The sequence below is a fragment of the Flavivirga jejuensis genome, assembly GCF_030540765.1.
Classification (GTDB): Bacteria; Bacteroidota; Bacteroidia; order Flavobacteriales; family Flavobacteriaceae; genus Flavivirga; species Flavivirga jejuensis.
This window is the reverse complement of record NZ_JAUOEL010000003.1, coordinates 226907-242775: the sequence shown is the minus strand read 5'-3', so window position 1 is coordinate 242775 and position 15869 is coordinate 226907. Positions and strand designations below refer to the sequence as shown.

The 15869-nt window shown below is 32.5% G+C and carries 14 protein-coding genes; 5 read left to right on the top strand and 9 right to left on the bottom strand.

Translation table 11 applies throughout. The annotated features are described in order from the left end of the window. Window positions 1-132: 132 nt before the first annotated feature. Complete coding sequence (locus Q4Q40_RS09800; RefSeq protein WP_303301617.1) at window positions 133-1047, bottom strand: dihydrofolate reductase; 915 nt, start codon at window positions 1045-1047, stop codon at window positions 133-135. A 279-nt stretch (window positions 1048-1326) separates the two neighbouring features. On the opposite strand from Q4Q40_RS09800, the gene Q4Q40_RS09795 reads away from it, so the two are divergent. Then, window positions 1327-1623, top strand: a complete 297-nt coding sequence (locus tag Q4Q40_RS09795) for an isoamylase early set domain-containing protein (RefSeq protein WP_303301616.1) — start codon at window positions 1327-1329, stop codon at window positions 1621-1623. A 57-nt stretch (window positions 1624-1680) separates the two neighbouring features. Here the strand turns inward: Q4Q40_RS09795 and Q4Q40_RS09790 are convergent, their stop codons facing one another. The 6 genes from Q4Q40_RS09790 to Q4Q40_RS09765 form a co-directional block, all read right to left on the bottom strand. Continuing rightward, a complete protein-coding gene (locus tag Q4Q40_RS09790) occupies window positions 1681-1959 on the bottom strand; it encodes an energy transducer TonB (RefSeq protein ID WP_303301615.1) in 279 nt (92 codons plus the stop codon). A 169-nt stretch (window positions 1960-2128) separates the two neighbouring features. Further along, on the bottom strand, window positions 2129-2983 hold the full coding sequence (locus Q4Q40_RS09785) for a thymidylate synthase (RefSeq protein WP_303301614.1): 855 nt from the start codon (window positions 2981-2983) through the stop codon (window positions 2129-2131). Window positions 2984-3226: 243 nt separating this feature from the next. After that, complete coding sequence (locus Q4Q40_RS09780; protein ID WP_303301613.1) at window positions 3227-4771, bottom strand: NupC/NupG family nucleoside CNT transporter; 1545 nt, start codon at window positions 4769-4771, stop codon at window positions 3227-3229. Between the two features lie 15 nt (window positions 4772-4786). Then, window positions 4787-5401: a bifunctional nuclease family protein gene (locus tag Q4Q40_RS09775; protein ID WP_303301612.1), complete on the bottom strand. Its 615-nt coding sequence runs from the start codon at window positions 5399-5401 to the stop codon at window positions 4787-4789. Between the two features lie 123 nt (window positions 5402-5524). Then, complete coding sequence (locus tag Q4Q40_RS09770; protein ID WP_303301611.1) at window positions 5525-6484, bottom strand: electron transfer flavoprotein subunit alpha/FixB family protein; 960 nt, start codon at window positions 6482-6484, stop codon at window positions 5525-5527. Window positions 6485-6626: 142 nt separating this feature from the next. Next, the gene (locus Q4Q40_RS09765; RefSeq protein WP_303301610.1) at window positions 6627-7373 is read right to left on the bottom strand and encodes an electron transfer flavoprotein subunit beta/FixA family protein; all 747 of its coding nucleotides are present in this window, start codon (window positions 7371-7373) and stop codon (window positions 6627-6629) included. Between the two features lie 604 nt (window positions 7374-7977). On the opposite strand from Q4Q40_RS09765, the gene Q4Q40_RS09760 reads away from it, so the two are divergent. From Q4Q40_RS09760 to dnaG, 4 genes are all read left to right on the top strand, one after another. Further along, window positions 7978-8955, top strand: coding sequence for a pyruvate dehydrogenase complex E1 component subunit beta (locus Q4Q40_RS09760; RefSeq protein WP_303301609.1), 978 nt, complete (start codon window positions 7978-7980; stop codon window positions 8953-8955). A 64-nt stretch (window positions 8956-9019) separates the two neighbouring features. Continuing rightward, window positions 9020-11524 (top strand): DUF5686 and carboxypeptidase-like regulatory domain-containing protein, encoded by a 2505-nt coding sequence (locus Q4Q40_RS09755; protein ID WP_303301608.1) that lies wholly within the window; start codon window positions 9020-9022, stop codon window positions 11522-11524. A gap of 194 nt (window positions 11525-11718) precedes the next feature. Next, complete coding sequence (locus Q4Q40_RS09750) at window positions 11719-11844, top strand: hypothetical protein (RefSeq protein WP_303301607.1); 126 nt, start codon at window positions 11719-11721, stop codon at window positions 11842-11844. 322 nt (window positions 11845-12166) lie between these two features. Continuing rightward, window positions 12167-14125: a DNA primase gene (gene dnaG / locus Q4Q40_RS09740; RefSeq protein ID WP_303301606.1), complete on the top strand. Its 1959-nt coding sequence runs from the start codon at window positions 12167-12169 to the stop codon at window positions 14123-14125. On the opposite strand, the gene Q4Q40_RS09735 is transcribed toward dnaG, so the two are convergent. Then, window positions 14120-14749, bottom strand: coding sequence for a response regulator (locus Q4Q40_RS09735; protein WP_303301605.1), 630 nt, complete (start codon window positions 14747-14749; stop codon window positions 14120-14122). The genes dnaG and Q4Q40_RS09735 overlap by 6 nt on opposite strands. 99 nt (window positions 14750-14848) lie before the next feature. Then, window positions 14849-15637 carry an NAD(+) synthase gene (gene nadE, locus Q4Q40_RS09730; protein WP_303301604.1) on the bottom strand — a complete coding sequence of 263 codons (789 nt, stop codon included), beginning with the start codon at window positions 15635-15637 and terminating at the stop codon, window positions 14849-14851. Window positions 15638-15869: the final 232 nt, after the last annotated feature.

Here is a 15869-nt window from a genome sequence, read left to right as displayed (position 1 = left end):
CGACTATTTGTATTTTATTTCCGCAAGTGTCATTGAAGACAGCAATTTTTACAGTTTAATATTGAAATACTGAAACAAGTTAAGTAGAGGTAAATAAAATAATTTTGTTTATCTCACAAAGTAGGTTCAGGTCTATCTCCTCTCATAAGTCAAAAACGAAAATTCATACTCATGATTTTCATCTTTAGTATGGAAGATATTTGCTGTTTCTTTCCAAACAGAAGTGTCTATTTCAGGAAAGAAGGTATCGGCTTCAAAGTCTTCGTGTACGCGTGTTAATTCAATTCTATCTGCTAAAAGTAAGGCTTGTTTGTATATCTCACCACCGCCTATAATAAAAGGTTGTGGGTCATTTTTAGCAGCATTAATGGCGTCTTCTAAACTATTAACTACAATAACGCCTTCTGGAGTTTTATAATCACTTTGCCTTGTAATAACGATATGGGTTCTGTTAGGTAGCGGCTTCGGAAAGCTTTCAAATGTTTTTCTACCCATTATGATGTGGTGCCTGTTAGTAAGGCTTTTAAAACGTTTTAAATCATCGCTTAAATGCCAGATCAATTTATTGTCTTTACCAATAGCATCATTTTCTGCAGCAGCAACAATAATAGTAAGCTCAGGCGCTATTTCTTTTTTCTTTAAAGAGTCATTATAATGCTCACTTTTAGCAATGATAGGCGCTTCATTTTTAAGTTCATTTTTTAGCTTTTCTATTCTGATTTTTTGTTGAACGATCAATTTATCCAATTGTTTTTGCTCCCAAGCTTTTCCCATGAATCTATGAGTAATAAATACATTGAATATGTGATAAATTAAAAGGAACAACCAAATTAAAATAGCAAACAAAAACCATTCTTTTCCAAGGATTTTAAAATCTTCGCCTATTCCTAAAACGGTATTTGCTAGAATTAAAAATACAGCACCTATTAAAAAGATAACGAAATGAACATACAAACGTTTTTTTTGTTTAATACGTTTTTGGGCATTTTTAATCAGTTCTAATTGCTCTTTGTCTATTTGAGGCTGTTCTTTCTTTTTTCCAAACATAAGTATCTAATAATAGATGTAAAGTTATAATATTTTGTTGAATTTTTTATGTTTATAAATAAAATCGTTTTCGTTCTAAAGCCATTGAAAGCCAAGTGAAAACAAAAAAAGGAGGTTTGTAATCTGATAAATATAACAAGGATATTTTATGTAGTTTAAATAAATGTAAAGTGATACTTATCAAATTGATAATTCTTTCTGGTTTATCAAATTATATATTAACTCACTGGATTTTGTTTTATAAATTTGTTACAGAAATAACATACAAAAACTAGAATTATGGCAATAACAAAACAATACTTAAAAAGCAAACCTATTTGTAAAGTTACTTTTACTGTATCAGCCAAAGAGGCAAATGAAGTCATAGTAGTTGGAACTTTTAACGGATGGAATACTAAATCAACAGCACTAAAAAAACTTAAAAACGGTACGTTTAAAGGCACTGTTAATTTAGAAAAAGAGAACTCTTATGAATTTCGATACGTTGTTGATGGGACTTACATTAATGATGACAAAGCAGACGCTTATGCCTGGAGCGATTATGCATCGGCCGAAAATGGTGTATTAAACGTTTAGTAAAGTGCTTTCTGGTTATTTGATAAAGCACTCTTTTAACGCTTTTTCTTTTTTGAATTATCTATTATTAAAAATAATAGGTAATGAATAACTAATAATAATTGGTTTGTCTTTTTGATAACCAGATTTTTTCATTTTTGGAATTAGCTTTAATACACGAAATGTTTCTTTTTTCAATTTTGGGTGAGAAGCTTTTACTCTAATGTCTTTAATATTTCCCTCCTTATCCACTTTGAAAATAGTATTTATTCTAATTTTTCCATTTGCTAAACCCAGTCGTTTGGCGATTTTTATATTAAAATTTTTTACAACATGATTTGAAATACCTGTAGACATACAATTTTTTAATTCAATATTATTGAGGCTTTCATTACAACCTTTGGAAACAGGTGCATTTTCTTTTATGGTAAAAAGAATTTCGTCAGAATCTTAGATAATTTGAATAGTTTCATCAGTATAGGGGTGGTATTGATGGAAGTGTTTTCTTCATAATATCTTCAATGTTTTATACAGCAACCGCACCTTTTATATGTGGATGTGGGTCGTAATCTACCAAAGTAAAATCTTCAAAGGTAAAGTCGAAAATATCTTTTACTTCTGGGTTTAATATCATTTTTGGTAAAGGTCTTAGATCTCTGGATAATTGTAGTTCCAATTGTTCATAATGGTTGCTATAAATATGGGCATCACCAAAGGTATGGATAAACTCACCCGCTTCATAACCACAAACTTGTGCCATCATCATAGTGAATAAAGCATAAGATGCAATATTAAAAGGCACACCTAAAAAGATATCTGCACTACGTTGGTAAAGTTGTAAAGATAATCTTGGTCTAGCATTTGCACCCTCTTTGGGGGTTGGAGGGCTTACATAAAATTGAAAAAAGGCGTGGCAGGGAGGTAAAGCCGCTTTACCATTAGCTACGTTTTCGTCGAATGATTTAGAAGTGTCTGGTAACACGGATGGATTCCAAGCAGAGACCAACATTCTGCGGCTATTTGGGTTTTTCTTTAAAGTATCAATAACCTCTTTGATCTGGTCGACTTCGTCACTATTCCAATTACGCCATTGATGTCCGTAAACAGGTCCCAAATCACCATTTTTGTCAGCCCATGCATTCCAAATACGCACTCCATTTTCTGTAAGGTACTTAATATTTGTATCGCCTTTTAAAAACCAAAGTAATTCGTAAATGATAGATTTTAAGTGTAATTTTTTAGTCGTAACCATTGGGAATCCTTCACTTAAATCAAAACGCATTTGGTGTCCGAAAACACTTTTAGTTCCAGTACCAGTACGGTCTCCTTTTTCGTTTCCGTTTTCTAAAACATGCTTTACAAGGTCGTGGTATTGTTTCATAATAACGTCCTGCAAAGGCAGGAATCTTTTTAAATTAAATAATAGGTTGAGAATGTAGTGAGAATCTTTTTTAAGACACTTCGACTGCGCTCAGTACGACAAAATGTTGTGCGATAAAAGTAAAAAAAAGCATCAAATTTTAATGCTAGATATTTTAATATATATTATAAAGTTATTAACTGTTATAAATAAGATGCCTACTACAATTTATCTTGAGTGAAAACGAAAGGCAGGAATTGTGTGTTATCCAATAATCATACCAGCAATAGTAGCAGATATTAAAGATGCAATCGTACCACCAATTAGGGCTTTCATGCCAAATTTAGATAAGGTTTTACGTTGCCCAGGAGCTAAAGAACCAATCCCTCCAATTTGAATGCCTATAGAAGCAAAATTTGCGAAACCACAAAGCATATAAGTAGCCATAATTATAGATTTTTCATAATTAAGATGGACAGCGCTTGTAACATCTTTCAAATCTCGTAATTGTATATAACCTATAAATTCACTAGCTGCTAATTTAATACCTAATAATTGCCCCATTAAAGCCATATCTTCTTTAGCAACTCCAATGAGCCACATGAGTGGTGCAAATGCATAGCCTAAAATTAATTCAAGCGATAAATTTTCGTAAGATGTATTATTAGCTACCCAGTTATTTATTGAAGAGATATCTCCAACCCAGCCCAGTATGCCATTAAACATGGCAATAAAAGCAACAAATACTAAAAGCATAGCACCTACATTGACTGCTAGTTTTAGCCCTTCTGTAGTGCCATTGGCAATGGCATCTAAAAAATTAGATCCAATTTTTTCTTGAGAAACAGAAACGTCTGTGTTAACATCTTCTGTTTGTGGGTATAATATTTTTGAAATTACGATGGCACCTGGTGCAGCCATTACAGATGCGGCTAAAAGGTGTTTTGCGTAAAACAATCGTAAGACTTCATCATCACCTCCTAAAAAACCAATATAAGCTGCCAGTACAGCACCAGCAACGGTTGCCATGCCACCAATCATGACTAAAAGTATCTCAGACTTATTCATTTTTTCCAAATAAGCCTTTATTAAAAGAGGTGCTTCTGTTTGTCCTAAAAAGATATTTCCTGCTACACTTAAACTTTCTGCTCCAGAAATTTTTAAAGCTTTGGATAATAACCAGGCCATAGCTTTTACAACTTTTTGAATGATGCCTAAATAAAATAAAACAGAGGTTAAAGCCGAAAAGAATATAATGGTCGGTAGCACTTGAAAGGCAAATATAAACCCAAACGTGTCCATGTCTACCACCAAACCTTCAAATAAAAATTTGCTACCAGCTCTTGTAAAGTCTAATACGTTTACAAAAAGCCCACCTATAAATTCAAAAATACTTTTAACGAATTCAACTTTTAAAACTCCAATAGCAATTAATAACTGAAAAGCTAAACCAATACCAACAATTTTCCAATTAATAGCTTTTCTGTTATTACTAAAAAGAAATGCCAGCAGTATTAAAGAAATCATGCCTAAAACCCCTCTTAATAGACTGCTCATTGAAAAACCTTGACTTGGAATAATGGTACTCGTTGAAACATTAGCAACATTTTTTATTGATGTAGCTTCAATTTTAGAACCTGTATTATTTAAGTCTAAAGTGTCTGTAGAATTATTTACAGGTGTAGTTTGTTGAACAATAGCCTCATTTTGAATAGTATCGGACAACTTAGTTTGATTTGTGTCTTGTGCTATAACAGATGTTGTAACTAAGAAAAAAATAGCGACAATAAACAAAAAAAACTGTTTCATAGAAAAGAGTAAATATTATTCCCGTTTCGAGATTTCATCACGAATATGAGCCGCTTTTTCATAATCTTCATTAGAAACAGCCTCATCTAATAAGTTATGCAATTCTTCGAGTGTTTTCCCTTTTAGATTTTCACGAGGAGCATCTGGTTCTAGTTCATCAGCCACTAGATCGTCTACTAAAATACTATCCTCATTTTCATCATCTTCCTTCGGATTCACTTTTAAGTATATCCCAGCCTTATCGAGAATGTTTTTATAAGTAAAAATTGGTGCATCAAAACGAAGTGCTAAAGCAATGGCATCACTGGTTCTGGCATCTATAATTTCTTCAATTTTATCGCGTTCGCAAATTAAACTAGAGTAAAAAACACCGTCAACTAGTTTATGAATAATCACCTGTTTTACGACAATATCAAAACGATCTGCAAAATTTTTAAATAAATCGTGTGTTAATGGTCTGGGAGGTCTAATCTCCTTTTCTAAAGCAATGGCTATGGATTGCGCTTCAAAAGCACCAATAACGATTGGAAGTTTGCGGTCGCCATCTAATTCGTTTAAAATTAGGGCATAAGCACCGTTTTGGGTCTGGCTATAGGATATTCCTTTTATATTTAATCTTACTAAACTCATAAATTTATAAAAAAGCAAAGAACCGTTTAAATTAGGACTTTACCAACTGACTAAGACAGATTTAAGAAATTAGTGCTAATTTAAGCAGTTCTATAATGACTATACAATTTATTAAAAAATAATTTATTGTTGTGCTTTAAAAGCTTTTAATTTTTCTATGAGTTGAGGAACAACTTCAAAAGCATCACCAACAACACCATAATCTGCAGCTTTAAAAAAAGGTGCTTCGGCATCTGTATTGATAACAACTTTTACTTTTGAAGCATTAATTCCAGCTAAATGTTGAATGGCTCCAGAAATACCAATAGCAATATATAAATTAGAAGCTACAGGCTTACCTGTTTGCCCAACGTGTTCGCTGTGAGGGCGCCATCCTAAATCTGAAACGGGTTTAGAGCATGCTGTTGCTGCTCCTAAAACATCTGCTAATTCTTCTACCATTCCCCAGTTTTCGGGACCTTTTAATCCGCGACCTGCAGACACAACAATATCTGCATCAGCTATGGTTACTTTGTCTGTTGCTTTATCTACAGATTCTACGGTTACTCCCGAATCTGAAATAGAGGGGGAGAAGTCTTCAGCGGAAGCGTTACCACTATTTTCTACCAACCCGAATGAATTATTAGAAACGCCAATAATTTTTATATCTGTATTAATTTGAGACATTTCGAAAGCTTTATTCGTAAAAGCTGTACGTTTCACTGTAAAAGGAGATGTGCTGGAAGGAGCTTCGATAACATTAGAAGCATAACCTGCATTTAAACCTACCGCTAAAAGAGGAGCTAAATATTTGCTGTCGGCACTTGAGCTTACTACGACAACTTTTGCAGCTTCTTTTTCTACAGCTTGTTTAATAGCTTCTGCATATCCATTGGCATTAAAAGATTGTAATTGTGCATTCGACACATTTAAAACTTTATCTACACCATAGTTTCCTAGTGCGGATGCATCATCTACATTTATGGTAACAGCTGTTACAGTTGTTCCTAATTGATTCGCTATTGCTTTGGCATAAGAAGCAACTTCTAAAGCTACTTTTTTAAATGTCCCTTGTTCTGATTCTGTATATACTAAAACTGACATAAATCTTATTTTTTTATCACCCCAACCCCTCTCCGAAGGAGAGGGGGTTTTTTGAGCTTATTTGTTTTTAATATTAATTTGGTCTTTTTTACCGTATCCTTCCGAAATCGTTTCCCTCCTTCGGAGGGGTTAGGGGAGGATCTTAAATAACCTTAGCTTCATTATGAAGTAAGTTAATTAAATCATCTAAATTATCTGCTGAAACCAATTTTATGGCTCCTTTTGGCGTAGGCTTTTCAAATTTTACAGAAGTAGTTTCTGCACTAACATCAATAGGCTCAGCAACAGTTAAGGGTTTTTGACGTGCCATCATAATACCTCTCATATTTGGGATTCTAAGATCACTTTCTTCAACCAATCCTTTTTGTCCGCCAATAACTAAGGGTAGTACCGTAGAAACTGTTTCTTTTCCACCATCAATTTCCCTTGTAGCTTTTACAGAAGTACCATCTATTTCTAAGTTAATACAGTTATTTATAAAGTTAGCATGGGTTAATCCTGCAATCATACCAGGAACCATACCGCCATTGTAATCGATAGACTCACGACCCGCAATTACTAAATCGTAACCACCTTCTTTAACCACATTTGCTAATTGTTTTGCTACAGAAAAGCCATCTAATGCCACAGTATTTACTCTAATAGCTGCATCGGCACCAATAGCCAAAGCTTTACGAAGTGTAGGTTCGGTTTCTGCGCCACCAACATTAACAACAGTAACATGAGCACCTTGTTTTTCTTTAAACCACATAGCGCGGGTTAAACCAAACTCATCGTTCGGATTTATTACGAATTGTACACCGTTGGTGTCGAATTTTGTGTCACCTTCACTAAAATTAATTTTAGATGTCGTATCAGGAACATGACTAATGCACACTAATATTTTCATATTATAACAATTTAATTGTTTAGTTTTTATTTGAGTTAAATCAGTCAATTTTTGCAATTATTATTTGAAAAATAATAGTTTAAAACTCACAAATACTGACTTAATTTTAAGAGTACGAAGGTAATTATTTTATTCCGATTATTTGTTATGCATGCATAACAAATAATCGGAATAATTATCAAAAAAGCATAGATATCGATATTTCTTTATGAATTTTAAATCTTTTCAATGTTTATTGACTATAAAATCTTTTTGTGAAGTAAAAATCAATTGCTGTTTTTTGATAAATATTTAATTATTTAGTATTGAAATTCTAAGGAGTATTTCTTGTTCAGATGTTTATAGAATTACGTGTTAATGCTTGTTTTTATTTGATGACGGTTTTAAATCTTTTTAATTATAATAGAAAGATTACATGATAACTCTTATTACTGGGAAAGAAATAAAAAGAATGAGAACTAATTTAAAGTAACAAATCCTCATTATTGATATGTGATTTCTGTAAAATTAATAATTTTTTTTCACGAAAAATTTTACTGTGAATTTTTATATAAAACTGTAATCAATAATTCTTATTTTTGCAATTCGATTTAAAATATATTTAATGAAGACAATTCAATTTAGAGAGGCTATTTGTGAAGCCATGAGCGAAGAAATGCGTAGAGATGAAAGCATTTATTTAATGGGTGAAGAAGTAGCAGAGTACAATGGTGCTTATAAAGCATCTAAAGGTATGTTGGATGAATTTGGAGCTAAGCGTGTTATCGATACACCGATTGCTGAACTTGGTTTTGCTGGTATTGCTATTGGTTCTACCATGACAGGAAACAGGCCGATTGTTGAGTATATGACGTTTAACTTTTCTTTAGTTGGAATTGATCAGATTATAAATAATGCTGCTAAGATTAGACAAATGTCTGGCGGACAATTTAAATGTCCTATTGTATTTCGTGGTCCTACAGCTTCTGCAGGTCAATTAGGAGCAACACACTCACAAGCATTTGAGAATTGGTTTGCTAATACACCTGGTTTAAAAGTAGTCGTACCATCAAATCCTTATGATGCAAAAGGGTTGTTAAAAGCAGCAATTCGTGATGATGATCCAGTTATCTTTATGGAAAGTGAGCAAATGTATGGTGATAAAGGAGACGTGCCAGAAGGGGAATACATCGTGCCATTAGGTGTTGCTGAAATTAAGCGTGAAGGAACCGATGTAACGATTGTGTCTTTTGGAAAAATAATAAAAGAAGCTTATAAAGCGGCTGATGAATTAGCAAAAGAGAATATCTCTTGTGAAATTATAGATTTACGTACTGTTCGTCCTATGGATAGAAAAGCCATAGTAGAATCGGTTAAGAAAACAAATAGATTAGTTGTTTTAGAAGAAGCATGGCCTTTTGGAAATGTGGCTACTGAAATTACATATTTAGTACAAAGCGAAGCGTTTGATTATTTAGATGCTCCTATAGTAAAAATAAATACAGCAGATACACCTGCACCGTATTCACCAGTTTTGTTAGCAGAATGGTTGCCAGATAGTAATGATGTAATAAAAGCTGTTAAAAAAGTGTTATACAAATAAATTAATTTTTTTTACGTTATATAAACTTCATTAGCACGATTGTTGATGAAGTTTTTTTTGTATTATGGATAAAAAACTACTTATTGCATTTTTTTTCTTCGGAATTATTTCCACAATAGCCCAAACTAAAGTTAGTGGTTATGTGTTTGACGAGTTTAACGAACCTGTGTCGTTCGCAAATGTTATTTTTAAAGGTTCTACAATTGGAACCATAACAAACGAGAATGGTAAATTCTATTTAGAATCTGATGAAACCTGGGGAGGATTAATCGTTTCTTTTGTTGGCTATGAAACGTTACATGTTCCTTTAGATAAAAAGGTGAATTATAGTTTAAAATTTACACTTAAAGAAGACCTGGGGCAACTAGATCAAGTTGTTATAACTACTGGAAAGCAATCAAAAAAGAACAATCCTGCTATCGATTTGCTTAAAAAAATATGGGAACATAAACGTAGAAACGGTTTAAATTTACATAAACAATACGAATACGATAAATACGAAAAAGTAGAATTTGATATTAATACCATAGATAGTGCACTTATTAAAAGTAGACTTTTTAGAGGGATGGAATTTGTTTTTAATGAAGTAGACACCTCTAGAGTTACTGGTAAAACGTATTTACCAATGTTTATAAATGAAGCGGTTTCTAAAGTTTATGGAGATAACACTATTAATAAAGAAAAGGAAGTTTTAAAAGGAAATAAAAACTCTGGATTTAGTGATAATCAAGTGGTGATCGATTTTGTTGGTGACTTGTATTCCGATTATAGTATATACGATAATTACCTAAAGTTTTTTGATAAGAGTTTTGTAAGCCCTTTGTCTAAAACAGGAGTTAGTACTTATAATTATGTACTATCAGACAGTGCTTTTATAGATAATAAATGGTGTTACAATATTATTTATTATCCTAGAAGAAAAAATGAACTGACTTTTAAAGGTGATTTTTGGGTAGCCGATACTACGTATGCTATTAAAGAAATTAATCTCCAAGCTTCAAAAAGTGCTAATATAAATTGGGTGAAAGAAATTTATATAGAACAAGAATTTGAAGTATTAAACGACTCGTTATTTCTTGTGAAGCGTGATTATATGATGTCTGATTTTGCTTTGAATAAAAAGGAAAAATCACGAGGTGTTTATGGTAAACGTACCACCTTATACGATAATTACGAGTTTGATAAGGAGTTAGATAAAAAGTTCTACGATCAGGAAGTTTATAACTACGATAAGGATGTCTACGATCGAGGTGATGCCTTTTGGGCAGAGAATCGTTTAGAAGCTCTAAATAAAGACGAAAAAGGTGTTTATAAAATGCTTGACACTTTAAAAACAGTCAAGAAATTTAAACAGCTTTATAATTTAGGAAGCATTTTGGCATCGGGCTATATTGAGTTTAATACATTACCATTAGATTACGGTCCTATTTTTTCAACCTTTGGATTTAACGAAGTTGAAGGTTTACGTTTACGAGCAGGTGGACGTACTTATTTTGGAAGAAATGACCTTTGGCGATTAGAAGGGTTTGTGGCTTATGGTTTTGAGGATGATAAATTTAAATATGGTATCTCGGGAAAATGGTTATTAGATAAAAAGAGCAGACTTATTATTTCTGGAGGTAATCGTCGTGATGTTGAGCAAATAGGAGCAAGTTTAACCACTTCAACAGATGTTTTAGGGCGAAGTTTAGCATCTTCATCTGTAGTTGGAACTAGCACAAATGATAAATTAACTTCCATAAATTTAACCAGCTTTGCTATAGAAGCAGAACCGTGGCGCAATGTTATTTTTAGATTGGGAGGTAATTATAGAACTTTAGAATCGGCATCGCCAACCTTTAGTTTAGATTATAATACACCAACGGGAGTAGCATCTGAAATTAAGCAGTTTGAAAGTTCATTGTCTGTGTCTTACTTTCCAACCCGAAAAATGACAGGTTTTGGTGTAGAACGTCGTGAAGCCAATGATGGTTTTGCGCGCATATTTACAAAAGTAACACGGGGTGAAAAGGGTTTATTAGATAGTGATTTCGATTATACAAAAGTACAGTTATCATACATACAGCCTTGGCAAGTTGGTGGTTTTGGTAGATTAACCACTACCATTGAAGCAGGTAAAACCTTTGGAGATGTGCCGTTAGGATTGCTAAGTGTTATACCAGGAAACCAATCTTATTTTTCTATTTATAATACCTTTTCTCAGTTAGATTTTTACGAATTTGTATCCGATACTTATACGTCGTTGCACTTAGAACATAATTTTAACGGACGTTTATTTTCTAGGATTCCGCTTTTAAGAAAACTTAATCTCCGTGAAATTGTGAGTATACGTGGTGTGTGGGGTGAGATTTCTGATGGAAATATTTTATTGAATACAACAGGTAATCCTAATGCCGTTCCTTTAGTGGCACCGTCGGATAAAATGTATTACGAATACAGTTTGGGCATTGGTAATATTTTTAAAGTATTTAGAATAGACTTCAATTTTAGAGGTAATTATTTAGATGAAGTTACAAACCCTGATGCTAGAAAATTTGGTATTACTGGTAGTTTTGGGTTTTATTTTTAATGTGTTTATAAGAATTATTTTTATACGTCTTAATTTTGTCGTTTATTAAATTAGGTACATAATAGAATCTAAACTTTTCGAACAATCTTAAACCTTCCCATATATTTTATATAAAAAATGTTCTTTTTTTATGGTACTCGATTGCTTTTTAAAACTTAAAATACATTAAGCTTTTTATTTAAACACAATTATCCATGACTTGTCAATACAAAAAAGCTTATGATTTGGTTCAAGGATTAAGGAGTATATTCAATACCGCTACCTCTATACAAACGGCTTACACCAAACTAGCACATTGGTACAAAGACGTAGAAAACTGACTTTAAAGCTTTAAATACTATTGTCAATACCATAAGTATTAACTATAGATCTATTTTAAACTACTTTATAAACAGAAGTATCAATGCTTCTGCCGAATCTTTTAATGCCAAAGTTCTTTTAATGTATCTCCATTTTTGAACCTAATTAACTATAAAGAGGTCAGACAGGTTTTTGTTGAGATTAGATGTATGGAACAGACATATATCAATAGATTGTATTATTTTTACGTGATAATTACTGAGTATAATTAAAGTAAAGGCAGGAATTCATATTTATTTTCAATTTAAAAAAGATCTGTTTTAACAGATACGATAGAACGATTTGATATCACCAACCACCATAGACCAAGTATTTGAAGCTTCCCGTATAGAGGAGGTTATAGGCGACTTTGTAAACCTTAAAAAAGCAGGAAGTAATTTTAAGGGTTTAAGTCCTTTTAGTGACGAGCGTTCACCAAGTTTTATGGTGTCGCCAGTAAAACAAATATGGAAAGACTTTTCTACAGGAAAGGGAGGGACTGCAGTATCTTTTTTAATGGAACACGAACACTTTACTTATCCAGAAGCTATAAAATACCTCGCTAGGAAGTATAATATTGAAATAGAGGAAACCGAACAATCTAACGAACAAAAAGAACAAGCAAACGAACGTGAAAGCTTGTATTTAGTGAGTGAGTTTGCAAGTGCGTATTTTCAAAAAATATTACATAAAACAGATCAAGGGAAGTCGATTGGACTAAGCTATTTTAAAGAGCGTGGTTTTACTCAGGAAACGATTGAGAAATTTGATTTAGGCTATTCGCTTGATTCGTGGCAAGCCTTTACAGATGAAGCTTTAAAACAAGGTTATAATATTGATTTTCTACAAAAAACAGGGCTTACTATTGTTAAAGAAGACAAGCGTTTTGATAGATTTAAAGGACGTGTTATGTTTCCTATAACGAGTATGAGTGGTCGTGTTCTAGGGTTTGGTGGGCGTATTTTAACGAATGATAAAAAAGCTGCTAAATATGTAAACTCTCCAGAAAGTGACATCTACCATAAAAGTAATGTGTTATATGGTATTTATCATGCGAAACAAAGTATCGCTAAAGAAAATAATTGTTATTTGGTAGAAGGTTATACAGATGTTATTCAGTTTCATCAAACAGGTGTGAAAAATGTCGTGTCTTCATCTGGAACGGCTTTAACATCAGAACAAATACGGCTTATAAATAGATTAACAAAAAACATTACGGTACTTTTTGATGGTGATGCTGCTGGTATGCGCGCTTCATTACGTGGTATTGATCTTATTTTAGAACAAGGCATGAATGTAAAGGTTTGTACTTTTCCAGAAGGTGAAGATCCAGACAGTTTTGCCAAACAAAACACTTTAGAAGAGCTTACTACGTATTTAGATGAAAATGCCAAAGATTTTATTCAGTTTAAAGCATCTGTTTTATTTGAAGAATCGAAGAATGACCCTATTAAAAAAGCAGAGACGGTTAGAGATATTGTAAATAGTATTTCCAAAATTCCAGATCGTATTAAAAAGGAAATTTATATTCAAGAATGTGCCAGAATAATGGACATTAGTGAAGAAGTTTTGTTTAGTACATTGGCTCAAATTAATGAAAAAGAATACCAGGAAGAAAATAAACAGTTTAAAAAAGATCAAAAAGCGTTTGAGGTTATTAAACACGAACAACCTGTAAAAAAGGTTGATGTACAGTTCGTTTTAGAACGAAAGATTATTGAGGTTCTGTTGCTTTATGGAAATAAAGTAGAAGACTTTGAGGATTTAGTTTTAAAAGAAAATAAGAAAGGTGAATTGATTTTAGAACCAGTCATCCATCAAGCGAAGGTCTTCGAAAAAATATTTCTAGACCTTCAAGATGATGAAATGGAATTCTCAAATGAACAATTTAAAACGCTGTATTATAGCATTATAGATGCTCTAAATCAGAATCCTGATTTTGAACTTAAATCGTTTATAAATACAGTTGATAGTCAAATGTCTAACGAAATTACAACCATTTTAATGGAAGATGAACGTTATACTTTAGATGACTGGAACCGTATGAATATTTTTCCAAAAGAGAAAATAAGAACTGTTGCACAGTTAGTTAGCGAAACTATTCTAAGCTTGCGATGTTTTTTAATCGATCAAAAAGTAAAGGAATTTCAACAAGAAACATTACAACGAAAAAACGACGTAAATAGAAATATTCTTGAAGAAGTCAAAGACTATTCTGGATTAAAAATGCTACTTTCTAGAAAGTTAAACCGGGTACTATAATTGTTGACTCAATTTTGCTTGATTAACTAGGTCAACTAAATTAGTAACTTTCAATTTTCGCATTAATCTTGCTTTGTAAGTACTAACCGTTTTCTCGTTTATATCAAGTTCCTTAGAGATCTCTTTATTTTTTCTACCAACAGTTAGAAGCTTTAAAACTTCTGCCTCTCTAGTTGATAGTTTTTTGTAAAAAGTACCACTTTTATTAACTCTATTTCCAAATGCTAATTGCTGGGTTAACTCATTACTTAAATGAATACCTCCATCTTGCACTTTTAATATAGCCTCATTAATGCTTATAACATTAACAGATTTGCTTAGATACCCAGATGCGCCAGCTTTAATGGCGTTTATGGCATAAACCTCTTCTGGTTGGCTACTAAAGATAATGGTTTTAGTCTCCGGATAGTCATTCTTTAAATAACGTAAAACTGTTAACCCATTTAATTTAGGGAAATCGGTTTCTGTTAAAATAATGTCTACGGGATTCTTTTTAACGAATTCTAGGATGGCCTCGCCATCGTCTACACTTCCTACGATTTTAATGTCTGAAGAAGCTGAGAAAAGAACTTCTAACCCTTTCCTTGTGATAGGGTGATTGTCTGCTATTAATAATTTAATCATAATTAAAAAGCTTTTTATAATATTTAGTTAGAATTAGTATTATAATTGAGAGAGCAAGCTTGGTGTAAATGTAATGCTTTTTTGAATAACCTACAAAACTTACAACAAAAAAGTAGGAATATTACAGATTGGTATGGGAATCATCTTATGCTTATTTGCGTTATTTAAGCGTTTATAAATTTTAAAAACCTCTAATTCTCTGCCAGAAAAATCATTTGCGTTTTTGCCCTCATCGCCCATTTTCATTGCCCATTCAAGCTCTGGGTACGAAGCTCCTATTTGGTCTTCGTCACTTCTAGTGTCTCCAAATAAACCATCACTTGGTGCGGCTTGCATTATAGACTCAGAAACTTGTAAATGTTTTCCTAATTCATAGACTTCCGACTTAATTAAATCGGCAATTGGGCTCAAATCGACACCTCCATCGCCATATTTTGTGTAAAAACCGACACCAAAATCTTCTACTTTATTGCCTGTTCCTGCAACCAATAATTTATAAAGGCCTGCATAATAGTAAAGTGTTGTCATACGTAACCGTGCTCTAGTGTTTGCTAAAGCCATATCTATTGTGGCTTGGTCGCCATCAAAAAACACTTCGGTTTTAAATGCTTCAAAAACAGGAGTCAAATTGGTATGTGTATCGCTTACATTGTGAAACCGATCTTTAAGCTGAGTTATGTGTTCTTGTGCTCTGGTTACATGACTTTCAGCTTGGTGAATAGGCATTTCTATACATAACACATTTAAACCAGTTTTTGCACATAAGGTTGAAGTTACAGCAGAATCAATACCGCCAGAAATACCAACTACAAAGCCAGTAACGCCAGCATTCGTTGCATAATCTTTTAACCAATTAACAATATAATCTACAACTTTTTCGGTTTGCATATTAAATGAATTTAAAATTTAATATCAATTGATTTATAAAATAGCTTGAATAAACGGGGTCATTTTTCATTTTATAAATTATAATATTTGTAAAAATAAGACTATAAAAATGAATTATAGTATCGTAAAATAAAAAAAAAGTGACAGCGTTTCTTGTATATTATTTCATAATCAAAATTGATATAAGAATAGTACCTTTGCAAACAAAAATATAATAAACACCCAATTAATA

Bases quoted from the DNA above. Each gene is read 5' to 3' on its own strand.
- nadE (WP_303301604.1), bottom strand. From the start codon at position 15,637: ATGCAAACCGAAAAAGTTGTAGATTATATTGTTAATTGGTTAAAAGAT.
- Q4Q40_RS09760 (WP_303301609.1), top strand. From the start codon at position 7,978: ATGAAGACAATTCAATTTAGAGAGGCTATTTGTGAAGCCATGAGCGAA.
- Q4Q40_RS09780 (WP_303301613.1), bottom strand. From the start codon at position 4,771: ATGAAACAGTTTTTTTTGTTTATTGTCGCTATTTTTTTCTTAGTTACA.
- Q4Q40_RS09765 (WP_303301610.1), bottom strand. From the start codon at position 7,373: ATGAAAATATTAGTGTGCATTAGTCATGTTCCTGATACGACATCTAAA.
- Q4Q40_RS09770 (WP_303301611.1), bottom strand. From the start codon at position 6,484: ATGTCAGTTTTAGTATATACAGAATCAGAACAAGGGACATTTAAAAAA.
- Q4Q40_RS09795 (WP_303301616.1), top strand. From the start codon at position 1,327: ATGGCAATAACAAAACAATACTTAAAAAGCAAACCTATTTGTAAAGTT.
- Q4Q40_RS09800 (WP_303301617.1), bottom strand. From the start codon at position 1,047: ATGTTTGGAAAAAAGAAAGAACAGCCTCAAATAGACAAAGAGCAATTA.
- Q4Q40_RS09735 (WP_303301605.1), bottom strand. From the start codon at position 14,749: ATGATTAAATTATTAATAGCAGACAATCACCCTATCACAAGGAAAGGG.
- Q4Q40_RS09785 (WP_303301614.1), bottom strand. From the start codon at position 2,983: ATGAAACAATACCACGACCTTGTAAAGCATGTTTTAGAAAACGGAAAC.
- Q4Q40_RS09755 (WP_303301608.1), top strand. From the start codon at position 9,020: ATGGATAAAAAACTACTTATTGCATTTTTTTTCTTCGGAATTATTTCC.
- Q4Q40_RS09790 (WP_303301615.1), bottom strand. From the start codon at position 1,959: ATGTCTACAGGTATTTCAAATCATGTTGTAAAAAATTTTAATATAAAA.
- Q4Q40_RS09775 (WP_303301612.1), bottom strand. From the start codon at position 5,401: ATGAGTTTAGTAAGATTAAATATAAAAGGAATATCCTATAGCCAGACC.
- Q4Q40_RS09750 (WP_303301607.1), top strand. From the start codon at position 11,719: ATGACTTGTCAATACAAAAAAGCTTATGATTTGGTTCAAGGATTAAGG.